Origin of the sequence: Halopelagius longus, from assembly GCF_900100875.1 — an archaeon.
GTDB lineage: Archaea > Halobacteriota > Halobacteria > Halobacteriales > Haloferacaceae > Halopelagius > Halopelagius longus.
Genome location: NZ_FNKQ01000003.1, coordinates 398,993 through 420,498, shown reverse-complemented (window position 1 = coordinate 420,498; position 21,506 = coordinate 398,993). Strand labels below are relative to the sequence as shown.

At 67.9% G+C, this 21,506-nt stretch carries 22 protein-coding genes; 10 read left to right on the top strand and 12 right to left on the bottom strand.

All coding sequences use genetic code 11. The features are described 5' to 3' along the window. Positions 1–89 precede the first annotated feature (89 nt). Complete coding sequence (locus BLS11_RS12865; RefSeq protein ID WP_092538061.1) at positions 90–1,229, top strand: DUF7093 family protein; 1,140 nt, start codon at positions 90–92, stop codon at positions 1,227–1,229. Positions 1,230–1,399: 170 nt separating this feature from the next. Then, the gene (locus tag BLS11_RS12860) at positions 1,400–1,783 is read left to right on the top strand and encodes a DUF5611 family protein (RefSeq protein WP_092538059.1); all 384 of its coding nucleotides are present in this window, start codon (positions 1,400–1,402) and stop codon (positions 1,781–1,783) included. A gap of 23 nt (positions 1,784–1,806) precedes the next feature. On the opposite strand, the gene BLS11_RS12855 is transcribed toward BLS11_RS12860, so the two are convergent. Further along, positions 1,807–2,547 (bottom strand): SDR family NAD(P)-dependent oxidoreductase, encoded by a 741-nt coding sequence (locus BLS11_RS12855; protein WP_092538057.1) that lies wholly within the window; start codon positions 2,545–2,547, stop codon positions 1,807–1,809. A 169-nt stretch (positions 2,548–2,716) separates the two neighbouring features. Here BLS11_RS12855 and BLS11_RS12850 point away from each other — a divergent pair, with 169 nt between their 5' ends. The 4 genes from BLS11_RS12850 to BLS11_RS19720 all read left to right on the top strand — a co-directional run bounded on the left by BLS11_RS12850 (position 2,717) and on the right by BLS11_RS19720 (position 6,396). Further along, the gene (locus BLS11_RS12850) at positions 2,717–3,175 is read left to right on the top strand and encodes a universal stress protein (protein ID WP_092538055.1); all 459 of its coding nucleotides are present in this window, start codon (positions 2,717–2,719) and stop codon (positions 3,173–3,175) included. 112 nt (positions 3,176–3,287) lie between these two features. After that, a complete protein-coding gene (locus BLS11_RS12845) occupies positions 3,288–4,259 on the top strand; it encodes an ROK family protein (RefSeq protein WP_092538053.1) in 972 nt (323 codons plus the stop codon). 208 nt (positions 4,260–4,467) lie between these two features. After that, on the top strand, positions 4,468–5,979 hold the full coding sequence (locus tag BLS11_RS12840) for an LVIVD repeat-containing protein (protein ID WP_092538051.1): 1,512 nt from the start codon (positions 4,468–4,470) through the stop codon (positions 5,977–5,979). A 75-nt stretch (positions 5,980–6,054) separates the two neighbouring features. Continuing rightward, positions 6,055–6,396, top strand: a complete 342-nt coding sequence (locus tag BLS11_RS19720; RefSeq protein ID WP_092538049.1) for a NifU family protein — start codon at positions 6,055–6,057, stop codon at positions 6,394–6,396. Between the two features lie 222 nt (positions 6,397–6,618). On the opposite strand, the gene BLS11_RS12830 is transcribed toward BLS11_RS19720, so the two are convergent. Further along, positions 6,619–6,879, bottom strand: coding sequence for a hypothetical protein (locus BLS11_RS12830; protein ID WP_092538047.1), 261 nt, complete (start codon positions 6,877–6,879; stop codon positions 6,619–6,621). 144 nt (positions 6,880–7,023) lie between these two features. Here BLS11_RS12830 and BLS11_RS12825 point away from each other — a divergent pair, with 144 nt between their 5' ends. Further along, entirely contained in the window at positions 7,024–7,209 is a 186-nt protein-coding gene (locus BLS11_RS12825) for a hypothetical protein (protein ID WP_092538045.1), read from the top strand. Between the two features lie 9 nt (positions 7,210–7,218). Here BLS11_RS12825 and BLS11_RS12820 read toward each other — a convergent pair whose 3' ends face one another. From BLS11_RS12820 to BLS11_RS12805, 4 genes are read right to left on the bottom strand one after another with little or no spacing between them, the layout of a single operon-like run. Further along, a complete protein-coding gene (locus BLS11_RS12820; RefSeq protein WP_092538043.1) occupies positions 7,219–7,752 on the bottom strand; it encodes a hypothetical protein in 534 nt (177 codons plus the stop codon). Between the two features lie 37 nt (positions 7,753–7,789). Beyond that, a complete protein-coding gene (locus tag BLS11_RS12815; protein WP_092538041.1) occupies positions 7,790–8,818 on the bottom strand; it encodes an LLM class flavin-dependent oxidoreductase in 1,029 nt (342 codons plus the stop codon). Between the two features lie 54 nt (positions 8,819–8,872). Beyond that, positions 8,873–10,324 (bottom strand): ribonuclease FAU-1 family protein, encoded by a 1,452-nt coding sequence (locus BLS11_RS12810; protein WP_092538039.1) that lies wholly within the window; start codon positions 10,322–10,324, stop codon positions 8,873–8,875. Next, the gene (locus tag BLS11_RS12805; protein WP_092538037.1) at positions 10,321–10,695 is read right to left on the bottom strand and encodes a DUF7532 family protein; all 375 of its coding nucleotides are present in this window, start codon (positions 10,693–10,695) and stop codon (positions 10,321–10,323) included. Before BLS11_RS12805 ends, BLS11_RS12810 begins: the two co-directional genes overlap by 4 nt. Positions 10,696–10,819: 124 nt before the next feature. Here BLS11_RS12805 and BLS11_RS12800 point away from each other — a divergent pair, with 124 nt between their 5' ends. Further along, entirely contained in the window at positions 10,820–11,821 is a 1,002-nt protein-coding gene (locus BLS11_RS12800; protein ID WP_092538035.1) for a PrsW family intramembrane metalloprotease, read from the top strand. A 19-nt stretch (positions 11,822–11,840) separates the two neighbouring features. Here BLS11_RS12800 and BLS11_RS12795 read toward each other — a convergent pair whose 3' ends face one another. Continuing rightward, complete coding sequence (locus tag BLS11_RS12795) at positions 11,841–12,479, bottom strand: riboflavin synthase (protein ID WP_092538033.1); 639 nt, start codon at positions 12,477–12,479, stop codon at positions 11,841–11,843. Between the two features lie 406 nt (positions 12,480–12,885). Here BLS11_RS12795 and BLS11_RS12785 point away from each other — a divergent pair, with 406 nt between their 5' ends. Further along, positions 12,886–13,131 (top strand): DUF7533 family protein, encoded by a 246-nt coding sequence (locus tag BLS11_RS12785; protein ID WP_092538031.1) that lies wholly within the window; start codon positions 12,886–12,888, stop codon positions 13,129–13,131. Between the two features lie 14 nt (positions 13,132–13,145). On the opposite strand, the gene BLS11_RS12780 is transcribed toward BLS11_RS12785, so the two are convergent. From BLS11_RS12780 to BLS11_RS12760, 5 genes are all read right to left on the bottom strand, one after another. Further along, positions 13,146–14,348: a M24 family metallopeptidase gene (locus BLS11_RS12780; protein WP_092538029.1), complete on the bottom strand. Its 1,203-nt coding sequence runs from the start codon at positions 14,346–14,348 to the stop codon at positions 13,146–13,148. 7 nt (positions 14,349–14,355) lie between these two features. Next, positions 14,356–16,215, bottom strand: coding sequence for a UvrD-helicase domain-containing protein (locus tag BLS11_RS12775; RefSeq protein WP_092538027.1), 1,860 nt, complete (start codon positions 16,213–16,215; stop codon positions 14,356–14,358). Positions 16,216–16,293: 78 nt separating this feature from the next. Further along, a complete protein-coding gene (locus tag BLS11_RS12770) occupies positions 16,294–16,476 on the bottom strand; it encodes an HVO_0416 family zinc finger protein (RefSeq protein WP_092538025.1) in 183 nt (60 codons plus the stop codon). 165 nt (positions 16,477–16,641) lie between these two features. Then, positions 16,642–18,174 (bottom strand): carboxypeptidase M32, encoded by a 1,533-nt coding sequence (locus tag BLS11_RS12765; protein WP_092538023.1) that lies wholly within the window; start codon positions 18,172–18,174, stop codon positions 16,642–16,644. A gap of 85 nt (positions 18,175–18,259) precedes the next feature. Continuing rightward, on the bottom strand, positions 18,260–19,375 hold the full coding sequence (locus BLS11_RS12760) for a M20 family metallopeptidase (protein WP_092538022.1): 1,116 nt from the start codon (positions 19,373–19,375) through the stop codon (positions 18,260–18,262). A gap of 174 nt (positions 19,376–19,549) precedes the next feature. Here BLS11_RS12760 and BLS11_RS12755 point away from each other — a divergent pair, with 174 nt between their 5' ends. Continuing rightward, a complete protein-coding gene (locus BLS11_RS12755) occupies positions 19,550–21,409 on the top strand; it encodes a PINc/VapC family ATPase (protein WP_092538020.1) in 1,860 nt (619 codons plus the stop codon). Positions 21,410–21,506 lie beyond the last annotated feature (97 nt).

The window sequence follows — 21,506 nt, the reverse complement described above, 5'->3', positions numbered from 1 at the left end:
TTACCGCCCGCGCCCCCGGCGCGGGTCCGTCTGCCACGCGTCCGACGCAGGGGGTACATTTTAGTCGCTGAGTTTCCGAAAAGCGGGTAATGGGACTAAAGTGCCGTCTACTCGGGCACGAATACGGGGACCCCGAGATAGAGCGCGAACGCCAGGAGAACGGCGACGAAGTCGTCGTTACGATTCGGGAACTGCAGGTCTGCAAGCGGTGCGGCACCGAGCATCTCGTCAGCGAGAACAAGGAAGTGACCTCGATTCGGTCTCCCTCGGAGGTCGGACTCGACGAAAGCGGAGCGACGGGGGGACCGACCCGGGGGACGGCACCGACGTCCGACTCCGCGTCCGCGCCGGGCGCGACGCCCGGTAGTTCGGGACCAGACGCCGCCGACGAACCCCGTTCGGGCCGCGGGACGCCGTCCGGCGACCCCGACCCCACCTCGCACATCTCCGAGGCCGAACCGAACGCGTCGCCGGCCGACGCCTCGTCCGCCGAAACCGACGCCGACGCCGACGCCGGAACCGGGTTCGCCGACGAGGACGACGACTTCGAACCGCCGACGGACCCCGAGGAGGACGACGCCGTCATCCTCGACGACGACGGCGACGGGGAACGCGACCCGACGCAGTGGCCCGAGGAGACCGACGCGGACCCCGAAGTCGCGGCGCAGGAGTCCGCCGCCGCGGAGGAACTGCCCGAAGACCTGCCCAGAGACGGCGACGGCGAACCGGTGACCGACGACGCGGAACTCATCGACGCCGACGAGGACGCGCCGCGTCCCGGCGACGCCGCCGCCGGAACCGCGTCCGCCGACGAGGGTTCGACCGCCGACGCGGCGAACCGCGGTCACGGCGAGTGGCCCGCGCGCGAGGAACTGCCCGAAGACGAGGGCGGGTCGAACGCCCCGTGGCCCGAGCACACCGGCGAGGACGAGGGGTTCGACGCGGAACCCTCCGACGGGACGCCCGCGGAGGTGGCGTTCGGCGGCGGTCTGACGCCGGAGACGAACGGCCGCGCGGAGTCGTACGGCGACGACGACGTGGTCGGCGGCGACGACGGGTTCGCCCGCGCCGACAACGAACTCGAACTGGAGGCCGACGTACCGGACGAACGCGTGGAGTTCTACTGTCCGAACTGCGACCACGCGCGCATCGCGGGCGCGTCCTCGATGCGCGCCGGCGACATCTGCCCCGAGTGTAAGCGGGGGTACATCGCGGAGCGTCAACTGTAGGCGTCGCGCCGACGCCTCTCGACCCGCCGACGGCCGTCACCGATAGCCGACGCGCCGAACTCTTTTCGCCGAGCGACGGCCGGCGACGCGTCTACCGGAGGGACTGACACACCGCCGCAGACGAATCGAGTGACGAAACAGGTAAACCATCGCCTGTCAAATCACGGGCCATGAAGCAGTACAAGATGCGTCGCGGGGAGACGCTGGAGGAACGCGTTCCGGACCTCAAAGGGTTCATCGAGGAGTACTTCGGTCCCGTCTCGGGAACCGAAGAGTACGACGGACACGAACTCTACGTCGTCGAGGAACCGAAGAACCCCGTGTTCACGCGCATCGTCGCCGGTGCGGCGGAGTACAGCGGTAAGAAGGACAAACTCGCGGTCCACTTCGAGGAACGCGACGCCCAAGAGATTCTCGACAAGGGACTCGAAGACCACGCCCAAGACGCCGTCAACGCCAAAAACGAGTTCCTTCTGGAAGCGACCGGCCGCGACGCCAAGTCCCGCCGCGACTCGATGAAGCGGGAAGTCGAAGACGACGCGCCCGACTACTGATTCTCCGCGGACGACAGTCCGTTTCAGAGGCGTTCGGGTAGCCACCCGCCGTCGACTTCGACGTTCTCTCCGCTCACGTACCCGCTATCCTCGTCGAGGAAGAACATGACCGCGTGAGCGACGTCCTCGACGGTCGCCCACCGCCCGCGGGGGGCGTCCTCGGGGAACTCGTCGGACGTCTCGACGACGTACGGCGACACCGCGTTGACCGTGATGCCGTCGTCCGTCGTGTCGTTGGCGAGCATCCGCGTGAACATCAGGACGCCCGTCTTCGCCACGAAGTACGGGAAGTTCTTCGGGTAGACGAGGGCCTTCTCGCTGCCCGCGTAGCCGATGTTGACGATTCTTCCCCACTCCTGTTCGCGCATCGCCGGAAGCGCCCGCTTCGAGCAGAGCACCGTGCCGTCGAGGTTCGTCGCCATCACCTCCCGCCACTTCTCGACCGAAATCTCCTCCCAGTGACTCGGCGCGAAACTCCCCACGTTGTTGACGAGGACGTCCACCGTCCCCAACTCGTCCTCGACGGCGGCGAACATCCGGTCCACCGAGTCGGGGTCGGTCACGTCCCCCTGCACCGTCGTCGCCGCGGGTGCGCCGCGTTCTCTCGCCTCGCGGGCGACGTCCTCGGCGGCGTCTTCGCTCGTGTTGTAGTTGACGGCGACTGACGCGCCTCCCTCCGCCGCGGCGAGGACGATGCCGCGCCCGATGCCGCGTGAACTCCCGGTGACGAGTACGGTTCGGTCCGCTAACTCCGGCGTGAGCATGGTCCGTCCATCGCCGGGGCCGCCGAAAGAACTCACGGACGGCGTAAACTACATACTGCTAGCACGCCTCACGTCAACTACCCTCACTCACGACGGTTATTGAAATATTTATTCTAACACGAGTAAAAATACCCGACATTGTTAAGGGCCGTCAGGTGAAAGGCGTAGTATGGCTCTCGAAACCATCCTTCTCGCCGTCGGGCACGGCGACCGAGACCGAATCGACCGACTGGCCGAAGAGACGATAGACGTCGCGGGACCCGCCGGGGCGCGGGTCGTCATCGGGCACGTCTTCACCGAGGCGGAGTACGAGGACACCATCGACAACTTGGAGTTCGACCGGGACGCGGAGAACCTCTCGGCGGACGCGGTGGCGGCCAGACACGCCACCATCCGGGAACTGCAGAAGCACTTCGAGGACGCGGGCGTCGGGTACGACGTCCGCGGCGCGGTCGGCGAACACGGCAAGTCCATCGTCGAACTCGCCAAGGACGTGAAGGCCGACCGAGTCGTCGTCGGCGGCCGTCGCCGTTCCCCGGCGGGCAAAGCGGTGTTCGGAAGCGTCGCTCAAGAGGTCATGCTCTCGTCGCCCTGTCCGGTGACGTTCGTCCGGGCCGACACGAACTGACGACGGCGCTTCCGTCGGCCGATTCGACGCCGATTTGTGCACACCGACGAGGGGTACCAAACGCTGGTAAGAACCCGCTTAGTTAAGTATCGCGGAGACGCCAATCCGAACAATGGCCTACTACGTGGGCGTCGACCTGGGCGCCACCAACGTCCGCGCGGTCGTAGCCGACGACGACGGCACGATCATCGGTTCCTCCATCGACGGGACGCCCCGCGGTCCGACAGGCATCGCGGTGACGGAAGCCGTCCTCCGCGTCGTCCGCGAGGCGTGCGACGACGCCGGCGTGGAACCGGACGAGGCGACGGCCGGAGGCATCGCCTCCATCGGCCCGTTGGACCTCGCGGAAGGGGCGGTCGAGAACCCGGCGAACCTACCGGACACCATCGACCGGATTCCGCTGACCGGCCCGATTTCGGTTCTCCTCGACACCGACCGTATCTACCTTCACAACGACACGAACGCGGGCGTCATCGGCGAACGGTTCTACAGCGACAGAAACCCCGACGACATGGTGTATCTCACCATCTCCTCCGGCGTCGGCGCGGGCGTCTGCGTCGACGGCGAAGTTCTCGCGGGATGGGACGGCAACGCGGGCGAAGTCGGACACATGACCCTCGACCCGCAGGGACTGCTGACCTGCGGGTGCGGACACGACGGACACTGGGAGGCGTACTGTTCGGGGAACAACATCCCCCGCTACGCCGAGTACCTCTACGAGGAGGACAACGTCGAGACGTCGATGCCGATAGAGGACGCCGACTTCTCCGCGGTGGACGTCTTCGAACACGCCGACGCCGGCGACGACTTCGCGTCCTACGTCGTCGACCAAGTCGGCCACTGGAACGCGATGGGCGTCGCGAACATCGTCCACGCGTACGCTCCCATCATCATCTACGTCGGCGGCGCAGTCGCCCTCAACAACCCGGAGCAGATTCTCGACCCGATACGCGACCGGATGGACGACATGGTGATGACCAACATTCCCGAGATAGAACTGACGACGCTCGGAGACGAGGTGGTCGTACAGGGTGCCGTCGCAAGCGCGTTGACTGGTGGCACCGGTGACCGCTCGCGCCTGTAGGGCGCGAGGACTCGGCGGGGTTACCACAGGCGGTACGGGTGACCGGTCTCGCTTGTAGAGCGAGACCACTCGCCCGTAGCGTCGCAGGCGGCACCGGGGACCGCTCGCGCCTGTAGGGCGCGATAACCCCCCCCTGTAGCGTCGCGGCGGGGGACCGCCTCTCGAACCGAAGACACTCCTTATCTCTCTGCGTACCCCAGTGCGATTCATGCGACGACGTGACGCCCTGAAAGCCGCCGGGTCGATGCTCGGCGTCGGCGTCCTCGGGTCGGCGGCGACCGGTTCTGCCGCCGCCCACCCCGGACCGTACGAACCGTACGGCCACGTCGAGTTGGAGGGGACGAAGGAGGCCGTCGTCTCCCCCGACGGCGACGTGGCGTACGTCGCGACGACGACGGGGTACGCCGCCGTGGACGTCTCCGTGCCCGACCGACCGCAGGTTCTCGCGGACGTGCGTGACCCGGTGTCGGAACACGAGGCCGGTCCCCTCAGAGAGATTCACGACGTGAACCTCGACGCCGAGTCGAACACGCTCGCCGTCGTCGGCCCGGCGAACTCCCGCCCCGGTGCCGTCTCGGGCGTCCTCCTCGTCGACGTGTCCGACCCCGCCGCTCCGGAGCGCGTCTCCTTCGTCGAGACGTCGTACCCGATTCACAACTGCTTCCTCCGCGGCGGCGTCGCCTACCTCACCGGCAACGACGGCGAGGACAACCCCCTCGTCCTCGTCGATGCGGCGTCCGGCGAGGAACTCGGTCGGTGGGCGCTCTCGGACGCGGACCCGGCGTGGGGAGACGTGGACGCCTCGCTGAGACCCCTCCACGACGTGTTCGTCCGCGGCGACGTGGCCCACCTCTCCCTCTGGGACGCCGGGACGTGGTTGGTGGACGTCTCGGACCCGAGCGACCTCACCGCCGTCGGAAGCGTCGAAGCGCCGGATCCGACGACGCTCTCGTCGCTCTCGTCCGCCGAGGTCCGCGGCCGACCGATAGCGCCGCCGGGGAACCACCACTACTCGGCGACCGACGAGTCGGGCGACCTCCTCGCCGTCGGCAAGGAGTCGTGGGCGCGCCGCGCCGACGCGACGGACGCCGGTACCGAAACCGGCACCGGAGAGGAGCAACGCGTCGGCGGCCCCTCCGGCATCGACCTCTGGGACGTGTCGGACCCCGCCGCGCCGGAACGCCTCTCGACCATCGCGCCGCCGCCCTCCCCGGACCCGACGTACGGCGGCGTCTGGACCACCGCGCACAACTTCCAGATTCGGGACGGGCGACTGTACTCCTCGTGGTACCAAGGCGGCGTGAAGCGACACGACGTCTCCGACCCGCGGAACCCGAGACAACTCTCGTGGTGGCGCGCCCCGGAGAAGACGCGCTTCTGGAGCGCGGAGTTGGCCGTCCCCGGCGCGCGCGAGGGGTTCTTCGTCGCCTCCAGCATGGGCGTCGACGACGTTCCCGGCCGCCTCTACACGTTCCCCGACCACGCGGGGCAACAGGCCGACCCGCCGACGCTCGTCGCCGACGAGGGCGGCGGGGCGACGACGGAACCGGTCGTCGTCACCGCGACGGACGAGGCGGGAGAGTCGGCCGGGACGACGACTCGCTCGCCCGGATTCGGCGTCGGGGCCGCCGTCGGGTCGGTGTCGCTCGCCGGGTGGCTTCTCCGGCGTCGGACCGGCGCGGGCGGAGATGACAGCGGAAACGACACACGTCGTTCGTGACACACATCGCTTCGTGTCGATTAGTCCCGAGTACAACCGCAACATACCCGTACGTGCGGCACAAAGTACCGTGTAATGACCGACGATGGTGAATCCGGGGAGTCGCTGAAGGAGCGCATCGAGACGTGGATGACCGGTCAGATGCCCATCATTCAGATGCACGGAGGGAACAGCGTCGTCCAGAAGGCGGACCCCGAGAGCGGCGAAGTCGTCGTCGAACTCGGCGGCGCGTGCGCCGGATGCGGCATCAGCGACATCACCGCGGACAACATCAAGTCGGACCTCATCATGGACTTCGACGAGGTGACCGACGTGCAGGTGAAGGTGCCGAGTTCCGGCGACCACGGCAGCAGTACCGTCGAAGGGGGACGCGGGGGCGAACTCCAGTACGGCAACGAGTCGCCGAATCACTTCTAAACCCACCTTTTTCCGGTTCGGGTCGCGCTTCGCGCGACCGCTCACCGCAAAAATCTGGACCACTACCAGAAATCTCCGATTTCTGGTCGTTCAGCCAGAACGCTTCGCGTTCTGGCGACAAAAAGGCCGCGAGGCTCCCTTCGGTCGCCTCGCGTACAGACGAGAACCCCCGACGCGTCACCGGACAGCGCTACTCTCTCGGTTTTCGTCTCCGAACGCCGTTCACCGTCCAGCGCGGTACGCGACGGACTTGTCCACGTCTATCGGAAGCACCTGTCCGGCGACGAACTTCCGGACGAAGTAGCCGAAGAAGCCGAACGTAACCGCGGACCCGAAGGAGGACAGAACCGCCAGCAGACGGCCCTCGGTCGCTCCGTTCGACAGCGTCAGCCCGACGACCCAGACACCCCACAGCGCCGTCACGAGAGCGACGAGGAGGAGAAGGTAGCCGAACGCGCCGAATACCTTCGATTTGAGGCTCATACGCACCGTTGCTCGGTTCGCGTTAACTCCTTTGTGGTGCCCGACCCCGCCGCGGACTCTCGCTTCGGTGCGACGAATCGACGTACAAACCGACCGGCGGGACGCGCACCGCCTCTTATTAGGTTCCGGTCGAAACCCCGGCCTATGCCGTCCTGTCCCGACTGCGACGTGGAGATGCGCGAAACCGAGCACAAGACCTCCTACCGCGGCGACGGAATCCGAATCGACGTCGAGGGTGGCCTCTTGGGCAAACTCGACCTGAAGGGGAAGTACCTGAACTGTCACGTCTGTCCGGAGTGCGGCCTCGCCCGATTCTACGCCGACACCTGATCGCTGGCGTCACGTTCGACGCCGTCGGACCCACCGAACTCCCCGCACGAGGGCGTACCCGGCGAGAACGCTCGCCGTCTCGGCCGCGAACACGATAGACAGCAGAACCGTGGTTATCCCGAGTCCGAAGACGAACGCGTACGCCATCACGCCGACCCCGTTCGTCGCCCCGGTGGCGGCGACGGCGGTCACCGCCGCGACGACGACGGTCACGACGGGACCGGAGACGATACCGAGGCCGACGGTCAGGTCGGAGTTCGCCTCCGCCTCCGCCCCGGTCACCCCCCACCGGCGGTCCGCCGAGAGGAGGACGACGGTCGTAACGAACGGGACGAACACCAGTACCGCGGCGTGGTACGGAATCGACCGCCGGACGAAGTAGCGGAGTACCTCGAACGTCGCGTTCATCCCGTCGCCGTAGTCGGTGGCGCGTAACGGCGGCAGTAGGTAGCCGACGACGCCGGCTAACGCGGTCGTCGCTCCGCCGACGACCGCCGGAATCAGCGCCCCCCTCCCGACAGTCGCCTCGCACGGCGATTCCATACCGACGTGTCACGCCACCGGAACAAAAGCGCTGGCGTCAGCGAGGGTCGAGTCCGACGCCCTCGGCCAGCAACTCGTGAGAGCGAAGCGCGTCGTCGTGGTCCGAGACGACGTGCTGGATCATCACCTCGTCGACGCCGACGCGGTCCGCGAGTTGCTCTAAGAGCCCCGAGAGCGTCTCCGGACTCCCGGAGATGGCCCGCGGCCACTCGTCTTCGTCCAGCGTCGCGGGCGTCGGGTCGGGGACGCCGCCGAGTTCGTCGATGGCCTCCTCGACGGACGGGGTGGTGCCGACGACGCCCCGTTGCATCCGCTTGAACGACGCCTCGGCCACCGCCCGGAGTCGCGCCGCCTCCTCGTCGGTGTCGGCGCAGACGGCGTTCACCGCGACTATCCCCCGCGGGTCGTCCGTTCCGCCGGCCAGCGGAGACGACCGGAACTGTTCGCGGTACTCCTCGAAGGAGTGGGCGGCGAACTGCGGTCGGATGAACGCCGCGAAGCAGTAGCGTAGTCCGAGTTCGGCCGCGATGGCCGCGCTCGACGGACTGGAGCCGAGCACCCACGGAACCGGCTCCGCCGCCCCCGAGCGCGGAATCTCCAGGTCTCCGTAGGCGTGGCCCTCCGGGTAGTCGTCGTAGAGGTGGTTGACGACGGCCTCGACTTTCTCTCTGTGGTCCTCGTCGGGGTTCTCGACGCGCCGTTCGGTCCCGAGGGCGCTATCGACGGCGGGCGACCCGTTGGCCCGCCCCAGTCCCGCGTCGACGCGCCCCGGCGCGAGAGCGTCCAACGCGCCGAACACCTCCGCGACCTTGAACGGACTGTAGTGGTTGAGGAGCACCGCCCCCGACCCGAGGCGAATCGAGTCGGTTTCGGCGGCGAGATGCCCGAGCAACACCTCCGGCGTCGTCCCCGCGAGGGTGTCGGCCATCCCGTGGTGTTCGGCCACCCAGAACCGGGTGTATCCGAGTCGTTCGGCCTGCTTCGCGGCTTCGACGGTGTTCGCGTACGCGTCGGTCGCAGTGCCGTCGTCGGGGACCGGAGAGAGGTCGACTACGGAGAGTTCCATATCCGAACTCGGAGACTCCGGGAGAAAACGGTTGGGCTACCAGAAGTTCCTCGCTCACTCCGAGAGCGCAGACTCCAGACTCGACGCGACGGACCGCGCCTTCTCCGCCAACGCCTCCGATATTTCGCCCGCCGCGGCGGCCTCGTCCAACTCGTCGTCGTCCACGCGTTCGACGGTGCCGTCGGCCTGCTTTATCACGTCCACGTGGAGGTCCACGTACCGAACCTCGTCGGGGAAGCACTCGACGGGCGTGCAGACGTTGACGTAGGTGCCCTTCACCTCGCCCTCGGCGCTCCGGTAGACGGTCGGATACCACCACCGACCCTCGCGGAACTTCGTGAGGGCCGTGTCACCCGACTCCCGCGGGACGCCGAGTGCGTCGTACGTGCCGCCGCCCGTCAGTTGTCGCTTCACCGAGACGGTACCGTCCGCGTCCCACTCGACGACTTCGCCGCGCCCGAGAGTGATGTGTCGCCCGTCGGGTTTCCCGTGGCCGATGCCGACGGTGTCGCCCTCGACGGGGCCGAACTGCCGCGTCACCACGTCGAAGGGGAACTCCCCCGAGGGGTCACAGAGCGCCTCCGCCAAGTCGACGCCCGCACTCGCCGACTCGGAGGCGGCCTTCGTTCGGTGGTGGCCGGGCATCGTCGTCGTCACCTCGCGGCGGTCCGCGTCGAGTTCGAACCGCGACGCGCGGCCGAACCACACCCACTCCCCCGCGCCGGGGCGGGCGAGTTCTCGCGCGGGTTCGACTTCCCCTTCGCCGTCGAGGGCGGATTCGAGCGTCTCGGCCCGTTCGGTCGCCCGTTCTAACGACGCGCGGAGGGCGTCCATGTCGGCGTCCGTCGCCGCGTGGGACCACTCGATGCCCCACCCGTCGGGCGCGGAGACGCCCAGTAGGTCGGTCATCCCGGCGAGTTCGCGCCCGGCGGCGTCGTCGCGCGTGTTCACGCTCACGCCCTCCTCGCCGCGGACGAGGGTGGCGAGGCCGCCGCGGGCGCGCACCCCCGCGTCGAGTCGGGCGCGCCGGTCGTTCCACGGCGGTTCGGACTCTCTGACCTGCACGCGGACGGCGTCGCCCTCCTCGATTCGCCGGTCGACGGCGCGGAAAGGGAGAAAGCCCTCGACGCCGTCTCCGAGGGCGCACATCGCGCCGGACCCGCGGGTGTCGGTCACCCGGGCGTCGAACACCGCGCCGCGGGGGGCGGGGTCGTCCCACGCGAACGCGTCGATGCCGACGCCGCGGAGGTGCGACGTGACCGATTCGACGGCGTCGGGGTCGCCGTGGACGCCGACGCCCTGCCTGTCGCCCGTCGTCTCGACGGTCACCTCGTGGTGGCCGGTGCCGAACTCCGCGTCGAAGCGGTCGCGGATGGGTTCGGACGCCTGCACCACCTCGTAGCCCGCATCGAGGAAGCGCCGCGTCAGGGCGGTGGTGTAGATGCCGCGAACCCGGACACGGACGGGGTCGCTCGCGCCGCGTTCGTCGCTTGCCTCGTCGCTCATCGCAGGTCGTCGGGGTCGCGGGCGAACCGCACGCGGTCGTGGACCGTCGGGCCGAGGGTGAGTTCGACCTTCTCATCGGAGAGGACGCGGCCGTCCTCGACGTACGCGCCCCACGAGTCGAACCGGAGGTACCCCCGCAGGTCGCCGCCGTGGGTGTACAGGTCGAGATACTCCACGTCGTGTTCGTGGATATCGTCGCTGCTGTGTGCGCGGTCCATGTCGGAGAAGACGGCCCCCTCCTCGAAGAACGCCTCCAACGCGTCGGCGTCGCGGCGAACCGCCTCGGCGACGGCGTCCGACGCCGCCCGAATCTCGTCGGTCGAGAGGCCCGCCTCGCGGAGGGCCGCCTGGGTGCGTGGGTCGAAGTGCATGGGTCGGGGTTCGCCCTCCGACCCTTTCAACTACCGTGGTTGCGGCCGTCCGGCCGTGTTCGTTCCGTCCTCGTCGGTGCCGCCGGCCGAAGAAATTAGGCGGCGTCGGACGCATTTTCGGACGATGGCTAAGAGAGACCCGGTCGAGAGGGCGTCGGGCGACGACGCCGACCTGTACGACATCTCCACGTGGGAGGAGCGCACGTCGGTGGACGGCCTCGCGGTGTTCATCTACCGCATCCTCGCGGGGTCGGCCCGCGTCGCGGTGGTGCTGATAGCGCTCCTCCTTCTGCTCGGTATCGGCGGCCTCGCGGCCATTACCGACCCGCAGACGGGGATTCTGACGCTCCTCTCGGCGATACCCGCGCTCGGACTCGCCGCGTACGTCTACTACAGCGACGCGACGACGAGCGAGCCGTTGTCTCTCCTCGTCGCGACGTTCCTCTTGGGCGTCCTCACCGCGAACTTCGCCGCCGTCCTCAACGGGTATCTCAAGCCGCTCTTCGGCGGTTTCGGGTTCGTCGGGACGATTCTGTTCTTCTACATCGTCGTGGGTCCGGTCGAGGAGACGGTGAAGTTGCTCGCCGTCCGCCTGTACGCCTACACCGACGAGCGATTCGACTCCGTCGTCGACGGCGCGGTGTACGGCGCGATGGCCGGCCTCGGGTTCGCCACCATCGAGAACGCCCTCTACATCACCCGCGAACTTCCGGCTGAGGGACTCGACTTGGGTCTCGGCCTCATCGGCGCCGGCGGCGGCATCACCGCGGTTCGCGCCCTCGCGGGACCGGGCCACGTCATCTACGCCGGCATCGCGGGCTACTACCTGGGCCTCGCGAAGTTCAACCGCGGCGCTCGCGGGCCGATAATCGTCAAGGGTCTCCTCATCGCCACGTTCGTCCACGCGACGTACAACACGACGGTGAGCATCGGTTCGGCGATCATCGCGACCGTCACCGGCCTCGGAAGCCTCACGTCGTTCTTCGCGTACATCCTCATCTACGACGGCATCTTCGGCCTCTACCTCCTGCGGAAGGTAAAGCGGTACAACGACGCGTACAACGACGCGAACGCGACGGGGTACGGCGACCAATCGCCGAGGAGCGAATCGACCGAGTTCGAGTGACGCCCCCGCCCTCGGGACGCTACTCGGCGTCGGGCGCGGGCGCGTCCGGCGCGACGCGTTCTGCGTACCCCGACACCATGTTCTCGACGTACTTCGCTATCACGTCCACCTCGACGTGAACCGGGTCGCCGACGGACTTCGAGGAGAGCGTCGTCAGGTCGTACGTCGTCGGGATGACCGCGACGGCGAGCGTTTCGTCGGTGCGTTCGGCCACGGTGAGGCTGATGCCGTCGAGAGCGACGGACCCCTTCTCGACGACGTACCGCTCCATCCCCTCGGGGAGGGCGAACTCGAACCACCAGTCGTCGCCGACGCGTTCGACGGCGGTCACCGTCGTCGTCGTATCGACGTGGCCCTGCACGAGGTGGCCGTCGAACCGCCCCTCGGCGGGGAGGGCGCGTTCGAGGTTCACCGTCTCGCCCTCCCCCACGCCGCCGAGGTACGTCTTCTCCACCGTCTCGCTCGCGAGGAACACCTCGAACCACGACCGATCTTCGGCGAACGCCTCCACCGTCAGGCAGACGCCGCTGACCGCTATCGACTGGCCGTGGTGCAGGTCCTCTACCTCGAACTCGGGGCGGACTCGAAGCCGCCGTCCGCCCTCGTCTTCGCTCGCCGCGACGACTTCGCCGACGCCCTCGACGATACCGGTGAACATGGTTCGATTTCCCGTCTCAGTATTGAAAAGCGTCCCGAAACCGTTCATCCGCCCGCTTCGACCGGCACCCCATCACGGGCGGCCTCAAGTCGTGGCGATTCGGACCCGAGACGACGCACCTCACGTACGCGAACACCTATCCCGACGCCGAAGCCGCGGAGAACTCCGACTTCGAGGCGTACGTGGAGTCCGAGTCGGTCGGTTCGGCGCGTACGACGGACTCGACGTGAAGACCGAAGAGCGGATGGTCTGGGTCCGAGGGACCGTCCCGACGGCTCAGTTCGATCACCTCTCGCCGGGCGGTCCCGAGGAGGGCGTCCACACGCCGAACTGATAACCCGCTCAGACCCGTCGCGACGCCGTACCGCGGCGCTTTTGACCGCTCGCCGAGTACGCTCGACGGACGATGGGACTCGGAATCTGGGGAACGATACAGTTGGCGGCGACGCTCGTGTTCGCCATCCCGGTCGGTATCTTCGGGCTGAACACGCTTCTGGCGGGGCAGGAACTGTTCGGGGGCGGCCTCCTCGCCGTCGCCGTCCTCATGGTCGTGCTTCCGCACTACCTCACGACGCCCGGCGACATCCCCGCGACAGTCGCGGAGAAGGTGGTCGGAAAGGCGGTGAAGGTGCCCGACGAAGAGGAGTCCTGATCTCCCGCCGACGCTCACTCCCCGCGCGGCGCGAACGACCGCGGGTGCTCGTGGAGTATCTCACACCCCTCCTCGGTGACGACGACGAGTTCTTCTAACCGAACGCCGCCCCGTTCGGGGTCGTACACGCCGGGTTCGAGCGTTATCACGTGGCCGGGTCGCAACTCCGTCTCCGCTCTGAGCGACGGCCCCTCGTGAAGCGAGAGGCCGACGCCGTGGCCCGCGCCGTGGGTGAACCCCGCCTCGCCCTCCGCCGCCTCGGGGTCGAACCCGTACGCGGCGAGTTCGGCGGCCACCTCCGCGTGCACCGTCCCCGCGGGGACGCCCGGTTCGACCGTCGAGAGGGCGACGTCCAACGCGGACTCGACGGCGACGTACGCCCGGCGCTCCCACCCGCCGTCGCTGGCGACGACGTACGTCCGCGAGAGGTCGCCGTAGTAGCCGTGCGGGCCGCGCGGCGAGATGTCGAGGAGGACCGTCTCGCCCGGCTGAATCGCCGCCGTACCGGTGTAGTGGAGGTCCGCACAGGTCGGCCCCGCGCCGACGACGGTGTTCCCGGTGTCAGTCACGCCGCGGGCCGCGAGTTCGGCGTTCGCCTCGCGCCGGAGGCGTTCCGTCGAGAGGGGGTCGCCCGCCCAGACGAGTTCGTCGCCCTCGGGCGTCGCCTCCGCGAGGACCGTCTCGGCCCGACGCATCCCCGCCGCGGCGGCGCGTTGGACGCGCCGGAGGCAGTCGAGTTCCGCGTCGGTTTTGACCGCCCGGGCGGCGGCGACGGCGTCAGTCGAAGCCACGTCGTACCCGCCGCGTTCGAGGTACACCGCCGCGTCGTGCGGAATCGACCGCGGTGCGAGCACCGTCTCGGAGTCGGTCAGTTCGTCGAGGACGGCGCGCGCGCGGACGCCCGCCGGGTCGCCGGCGTTCGCCGTCCGAACCTCGCCGTCGAACTCGCGGCGCGCCTGCGCCTCGAACAGCGACGGCGCACAGAGGACGCCGCCGTCGGGCGTGTAGACGAACGCGTACTCGCGGTCGGGACCCGAGAAGCGCGTCAGATACCGCATGTCGTCGTCGAACCGGTCGCCGACGTGGACGAAGGCGGCGGCGTCGGCGTCCGAGAGCGCCCGGTCGAGAGCGTCGAAGTTCGTCTCCGGGGCGGGAGTACCGGGGGCGGTCGACCCGTCCCCGTCGGCGGTCGACCCGTCCGATTGCCGGTCGGTCATCGCGGGGTTACGGGTCCGGTTCCGGCGTCGGCGCGTCCGGCTCCTCTTGGGCCGCCTCGAGGAGGTCCTCGATCGAGTCCTCGCGGAGTTCGTTGTGCAGGAGGACGCTCACCGGAAGCGTCGGCGCGCCGGTGACGAGATTCTCCAAGAGGACGAGACGCTCGCGGGCGCGGGACATGCCGACGTAGAAGACGCGGCGTTCGTTGTCCGTCAGGATGGGGACGGGACTCGTAGAGGAGGTGAACTCCTCGACGCCGTCTACATCCTCGTCGTCCACGGAGGCGGCCATCTGCTCGACAACCTTCTCGGTGAGGTCGGTGGCGACGAACACGTGGTCGGCCTCGCGACCCTTCGCCGAGTGGATGGTGCCGACTCGGACCTGGTTGGGGTCCATCCCCTCGTACTCGCCGGAGAAGTACGCCTCGACGGAGTTCCGCTGGAAGGAGGTCACCTTCCGAACCATGTCGCCCGCGGACGCGCTATCGGGGAGGAACGGGGCGAACTCCTTCACCGCGTCCGTCTCTATCTGTATCTCGGTCAGGTCCTCGACGCCCGCCTCCTCTTTCTTCTCGTCGATGTAGTCGAACAGGTCGTCTCGCTCGTTCGACCCGAACGCCGAGTCCTGCAGCATGTCGGCGAGGCGTCGCGCTTCGAGGCCGTTTACGGGCTCTTCGCGTTCGGTCTTCTCGATGGCGCGGACGTACTGCGTGAGGCGGTCGGTCCACATCCGCTGGTCCGTCAGGACGGAGAACGGCATCCCTAGCGGCAGGAACTCGTCGATGAACTGGAACATCTGGTAGCGCGCGCGGAACAGCACCATGATGCTCTGGTCCTCCTCGTCTTTCTCGACGGTGTAGCGGACGTTCCGCGCGAGCTCTATCATCGACGGCGACTGGACGCCCTCGACGGTTCCGCCCTCCTTGCGCGGCTTGAGGTCCTTCTCCTGTCGCTTGTCGATGTGGCGAATCTCCCGGTTGACGACGTTGAGGATGCGCGAGGGGAGGCGGTAGGAGTTCGGCAGCACCACGTCCTCGTCGCGTTCGGCGTCCAACAGGAGGTTCGGGTCCGCGCCCTGCCACGCGTAGACGACCTGGTCGTCGTCCCCGGCGATGAGGACGCGCTTCATGTGCGGCTTCCACTCCTCGTAGACGTCGTACTGCAGCGTCGTGATGTCCTGGAACTCGTCGATGACGAGGTAGTCCACGTGTGGGACGAGCGAGCGCTGACGCACCCGTTCGAGCATGTCGGCGAAGCCGACGAGTCCGTTATTCCCCTTGTACGACCGCCACGCCCGGATGGCCTCCGGAACGTCCACCCTGTCGTCGTCGGAGGGCCACGTCGGCGTGTACTTGTTGCCCTCCTGGGCGTTCGGGTCCTCGTCCGGGGGAAGGCGCACCTCCTCGACGTCCCACTGGAACGGCACGTCGTACCAGTCGGAGACGTCGCGGCGGGTTCGCTGGAGCCACTGGCTCGTGGCGATTATCTTGTTTCCGAGCGTCGTCGAACGGGCGGTCCGACGGCCCGCGCCGCCGTACTGGTCTTCGAACTCGATGCCGTAGTCTTCGCAGAACTCCGTCTTGTCCTTCTCGCCGACCACGTCGTTGCGAGAGAGGTCGAGGAGTTCGTACGCCTTCGCGTGCATCGTCGCCACGTTACCCTTCAGGGCGCGCGGCGAGATGTCGAGTCGTTCGGCGAGGCGTTCTCGAATCTCGGCGGCGGCCGCGCGGGTGTACGAGACGACGAGTATGTCGCGGATGCTAACGTCGTCGTCCTCGAGGATACCCTCGACTCGGTCGAGGAGGGCGGTCGTCTTCCCGCTCCCCGGTCCCCCGAAGAGGCGGGTGACGGTCGCGTCGGAGTCGGTCATTGTACACGTTCACGCCCTAGCCGGTGATAAATAGCCTGCTTTCTCTGATAGTGCGATTCGATTAAAGACACCCCCGGCTCAGGCGAACGGGTCCCACCCGCAGACCGTGCAGTCGTCGGCGGACTGGTCGTGTAACGCACCGCATTCCGGGCACTGCTTCTTGTTGTACGAGGTCTCCCAGTCTGGCTCTGTCACCTCGTGGCCGCGGTCGTCCAGAAACTGGTCGAACAGTGCGTCGTCGGGGTTCGGTGCAGAAGCCATACGGGCTGTGGTATGGCTTATCATTACTTAGTCTTGTTGCATCATACCATCCCTCCGGAGAGTTACGGAGATATATAGCCTCGCTACCGCTGAAAATCGTCGAGTAACGAGATACGGACTGCGTCGAGAGAAGGAGAGAGACGCGGCGAACGGCCGCCGTCGCCGTCAGTCGAGGTCGTAGAGGTCGCCGTACTTCTCCGTGACGTACGCCACGAAGTCGTCGGCGGCGAAGTCCTTCCCGGTCGCTTCGACGACGAGTTCGTTCGTCTCGTACTTCGACCCGTGGCGGTGGACGTTCTCGGTCAACCACTCGTGGAGGGCCTCGAAGTCGCCCTCCTCGACTCGTCCGTAGACGTCGCCGATGTCGTCCTCGGCGGCGGCGAACAGTTGCGCGGCCATCACCGAACCGAGCGAGTACGTCGGGAAGTAGCCGAAGTTGCCGTGACTCCAGTGGATGTCCTGCAGACAGCCCTCCGAGTCCGTCTCCGGGCGGACGCCGAGGTACTCCTCGTACTTGTCGTTCCACACCTCGGGTACGTCCTCGACGTCGAGTTCGCCCGAAATCAGCGCCCGCTCTATCTCGAAGCGGACGATGATGTGGAGGTGGTAGGTGAGTTCGTCCGCTTCGACGCGGATGAGGTTGTCCTCGTACACCTGATTCGCCGCCTCGTACGCCTCCTCTGCGGTCACGTCCTCGGCCTGTTCGAAGTGCTCCGCGAACGTCGGCAGGAACAGTTTCCAGAACGCCTTCGAGCGTCCGACGTGGTTCTCCCAGAGGCGCGACTGGGACTCGTGGACCGACAGGTCGCGGTCCTCGCCGAGGGGCGTCGCGTACGCCTCGTCCGGCAGGCCGAGGGTGTAGTTCGCGTGGCCGAACTCGTGGATGGTCGAGGTGACCGCCCCGAGGGGGTCGGACTCGTCGAATCGGGTCGTCACGCGGGCGTCGAACGTCGTCCCCGAGGAGAACGGGTGGGGGGCCACGTCGAGGCGGCCGCGTTCCCACGGGTACCCGAGCATCGAGAGGGCGTCGCGGCAGAGTTCCTCTTGGGCCGACTCGTCGTACGTCCCCTTCGAGGAGAACGCGTCCGTCGCGAGTTCGGCGTCGGACTCCCGAATCTGCTCTATCATCGGCACCAAGGTGTCGCGCAAGTTCTCGAGGATGGACTCGGCCTGTTCGAGGGGGAGGCACGGCTCGAAGTCCTCGAACAGCACCTCGTAGGGGTCCTTATCGGGGTCGATGTGCTCGGCGTACTCCCGCTTGAGTTCGACGTGCTTCTCCAGATACGGCGCGAACTTCGAGAAGTCGTCCTCGGCTTTCGCCTCCTTCCACGCCGGAAGCGCCTCCGAGGAGGTGGTCGAGATCTCCTCGACCAGTTCCGTCGGAACGCTGCTCGCGCGGTCGTACTTCCGCCGAATCTCGCGGACGACGGCCGCCTGCTCGTCGGTCAACTCCGACGATTCGAGTTCGTCCAGCAGTTCTCCCACCTCGTCGTCGGTGAGCAGTTCGTGCGAGAGCGAAGAGAGCGTCGAGAGTTGCTGGGAACGCGCCGGGGTGCCCTCGTCGGGCATCATCACCTGCTGGTCCCACGAGAGGAGGCCGGAGGCGTTCTGCACGTTCGCGACGCGCTTGTACTTCCGGAGGAGTTCCGAGTACGCGTCGGGGGCGGAGTCGGCGTCGCCGGTTGCGTCTGTCGCCATATCTCGTTGGATGGTCGTCGCGCGTTATCAACCCGGCGTATGCGGACGAGGCGACCGGTTAACCGGCCGGGCGCGGCGCGGAGACTCACTCGGCGGGCCAGCGTTCGGCCGCGCCGCGGTAGATGCGGTAACATCGCTCCAGAACGTCGACGGAGACGCTCTCGGTGGCGGTGTGGGCCTCGCCGGGTTCGGCCGCGCCGCAGACGACGCAGGCGGTGCCCGCGGCGGCCAACCACCCCGCGTCCGTCGCGTGCGGTTTCGTCACGAGTTCCGGCGTCGCCGCCTGCGCCTCGTCGGCGGCGGCGAGGACGGCGTCGGCGAACGCCTCGTCGTCGCAGGCCATCGGCGGCAGGTCCTGGTCCACCGTCCACTCGACGCCCGGTATCTCCGCGACGCGTTCGAGGGGCGCGCGCTCGCCGGGAACGGTCCGTTCGTCCACGGTCACCTCGCACGTTTCGGGGATGACGTTCCACGCCGACCCGCCGTCTATCTCGGTGACGGCGACGCTCCCGCGGAGGCGTTCGCCGAACACCTCCGCCTCGGGGAACTCCATCTCCCGAATCGCGTCCACGGCGTCGCAGGCGCGGTAGACGGCGTTCTCGCCCGCCGCGGGTTCGCTCGCGTGCGCCGCCGACCCGCGGGCGGTGACGGTCGACCCCCGCCGGCCCTTGTGGGCGACGGCCACGTCCGTCACGTCGTCGCCGGAGTAGTCGGTAGAGCCCTCGCCGACGACGGCGGCGTCCGGCGCGAACCCCTCGTCTATCGCGGCGCGGGCACCCTCGCCGCCGAGTTCCTCGCCGACGAACGAGACGAACGTGAGTTCGCCCGCCGGCGAGGCGTCGCGGAAGGCGAGCATCGCCGCCGCCACCGCACCCTTCATGTCGGCGGTGCCGCGGCCGTGGATGCGCCCCTCGCGCGTCTCCACGACGTACTCTCCGTCGGCCACCTGCGACTCGTCCGGCGGAACTACGTCGTGGTGGCCGACGAGGGCGAGTTCCCTCGCGGTCCCGTCTCCGGCCTCGTCGTTGTCGTCCCCGCGCCGGGCGAACACGTTGCCCGCGTCGTCCCGCGTCACGTCGGCGTCCGTCTCCTCGCGCAGCCACGACTCGATCGCGTCCCCGGCGGCCGTCTCGTCCTCGTGGCTGGGAATCGAGACGAGGCGTCGCGTCAACTTGACCAGTTCCTCGCGCGCGTCGGTCATCGTCGGAACGTCCGGCGGGGGGCGACGAAAAGCCTCTGGACGACGGGGCGACGCGGGCGGGAGTCGGCGGGCGGGGAAAACCGAGCGACGGAGGCGTCGGACGGGTCGCCGCGGGAGCGTCTCGCCCGCATTCTCATCTATATCCTTATCCGTCTACCGCTCGAAACGCCACGCATGAAGATAGTGCCGGACACGAGCGCGGTCATCGACGGTCGCGTGTCCGAGCGAATCGAGTCGGCCGAGGAGTCCGATCTGACGATCTGTATCCCCGAGGCTGTCGTCGGCGAACTCGAATCGCAGGCCAACGACGGCCGCGACACGGGGTGGGAAGGGCTCTCGGAGCTCCAGCGTCTCACCGCCCTCGACGACGAGGGGTCGGTGACGGTCGAGTACGTCGGACGGCGGACGAAGCCGAGCGAAGCGACCGGCGCACACGAGGGCGACATCGACGCCGTCATCCGTCAGGTCGCGGAGGAACAGGGCGCGACGCTGCTTACGAGCGACGTGGTCCAGTCGGAAGTCGCGAAGGCGAAGGGCATCCCCGTCGAGTACGTCGAACCGCGCGTCCGCGGGTCCGGCGAACTCATCATCGAGGAGTTCTTCGACGACGAGACGATGTCCGTCCACCTCAAGACGGGGACGAAACCGAAGGCAAAGCGGGGCTCTCTCGGCGACATGCACTACGAGAGTATCCGCGAGGAGGTGACGGACGAGGCGACGATGAAGGAGTGGGCCGACGACATCGAGGACACGGCCCGCACCAGTTCCGAGGGCTTCCTCGAACTGTCGGAACCCGGGATGAGCATCGTCCAGTTCCGCGACTACCGCATCGCCGTCGCCCGCCAACCGTTCGCCGACGGCATCGAGATAACGGCGGTTCGCCCCATCGCGAAGACGTCGCTCGAAGAGTACGAGTTCTCCGAGGAACTCAAAGACCGCCTGAGCGAACGTCAGCGCGGCGTCCTCATCTCCGGCGCGCCCGGCGCGGGGAAGTCCACGTTCGCGCAGGCCGTCGCGGAGTTCCTCAACGACAGCGACTACGCGGTCAAGACGATGGAGAAACCGCGCGACCTGCAGGTCGGCCCCGAGATTACGCAGTACACGGCGCTCGACGGGCAGATGGAGAAGACCGCGGACTCGCTGCTCTTGGTCCGCCCGGACTACACCATCTACGACGAGGTCCGGAAGTCGAACGACTTCGAGGTGTTCTCCGACATGCGTCTGGCGGGCGTCGGCATGGTCGGCGTCGTCCACGCGACGCGGGCCATCGACGCCCTCCAACGCCTCGTCGGTCGCGTCGAACTCGGCATGATCCCGCAGGTTGTCGACACCGTCGTCTACATCGAGGCCGGCGAGGTCCACACCGTCTACGACGTGACGACGCAGGTGAAGGTGCCCGAGGGCCTCACCGCCGAGGACCTCGCGCGCCCCGTGATTCAGGTCGCGGACTTCGAGACGGGCAAGCCCGAGTACGAGATATACACGTTCAACCGGCAGGTCGTCACCGTCCCCCTCGGCGAGGGCGGCGAGGGCGACTCCGAGACGGGCGTCGGCCGCCTCGCGCGACAGGAGATAGAGCGGGAGATTCGCTCCATCGCGCGCGGCCACGTGGACGTGGAACTGCAGGGCCAGAACAAGGCGATAGTGTACGTCGATCAGGACGACATCTCGTACGTCATCGGCAAGGGCGGCGGCCGCATCTCCGACGTCGAAGATAGGCTGGGAATCGACATCGACGTCCGCACGCACGACGAGAACCCCAACCGCGGCGGCGGGTCCGCGGGCGGGTCCGGCGGCGGGGCGGGCGGCGACGGCGGAACGGTCGTCCAACCGGAGGTCACCTCCCGGCACATCGTCGTCCGCATGGACGAACACGTCGGCGAGACGGTCGAAATCCGCGCCGACGGCGAGTACCTGTTCACCGCGACCGTGGGCCGCGGCGGCGACATCCAGGTGTCCCGCGGAAGCGCCATCGCGGAGGAACTCGAACAGGCGATAGACCGCAAACAGCGGATTACGGTCCACCCGGCGTAACCCGTCGGTCGGCGCGTCGCTCGCGTTCGCGGCGTTCGGTCGTTCGACCCGCCTCTGCGTCCGTACGAGTCGCTGACGAACCCGTCGAGAGGAAGAG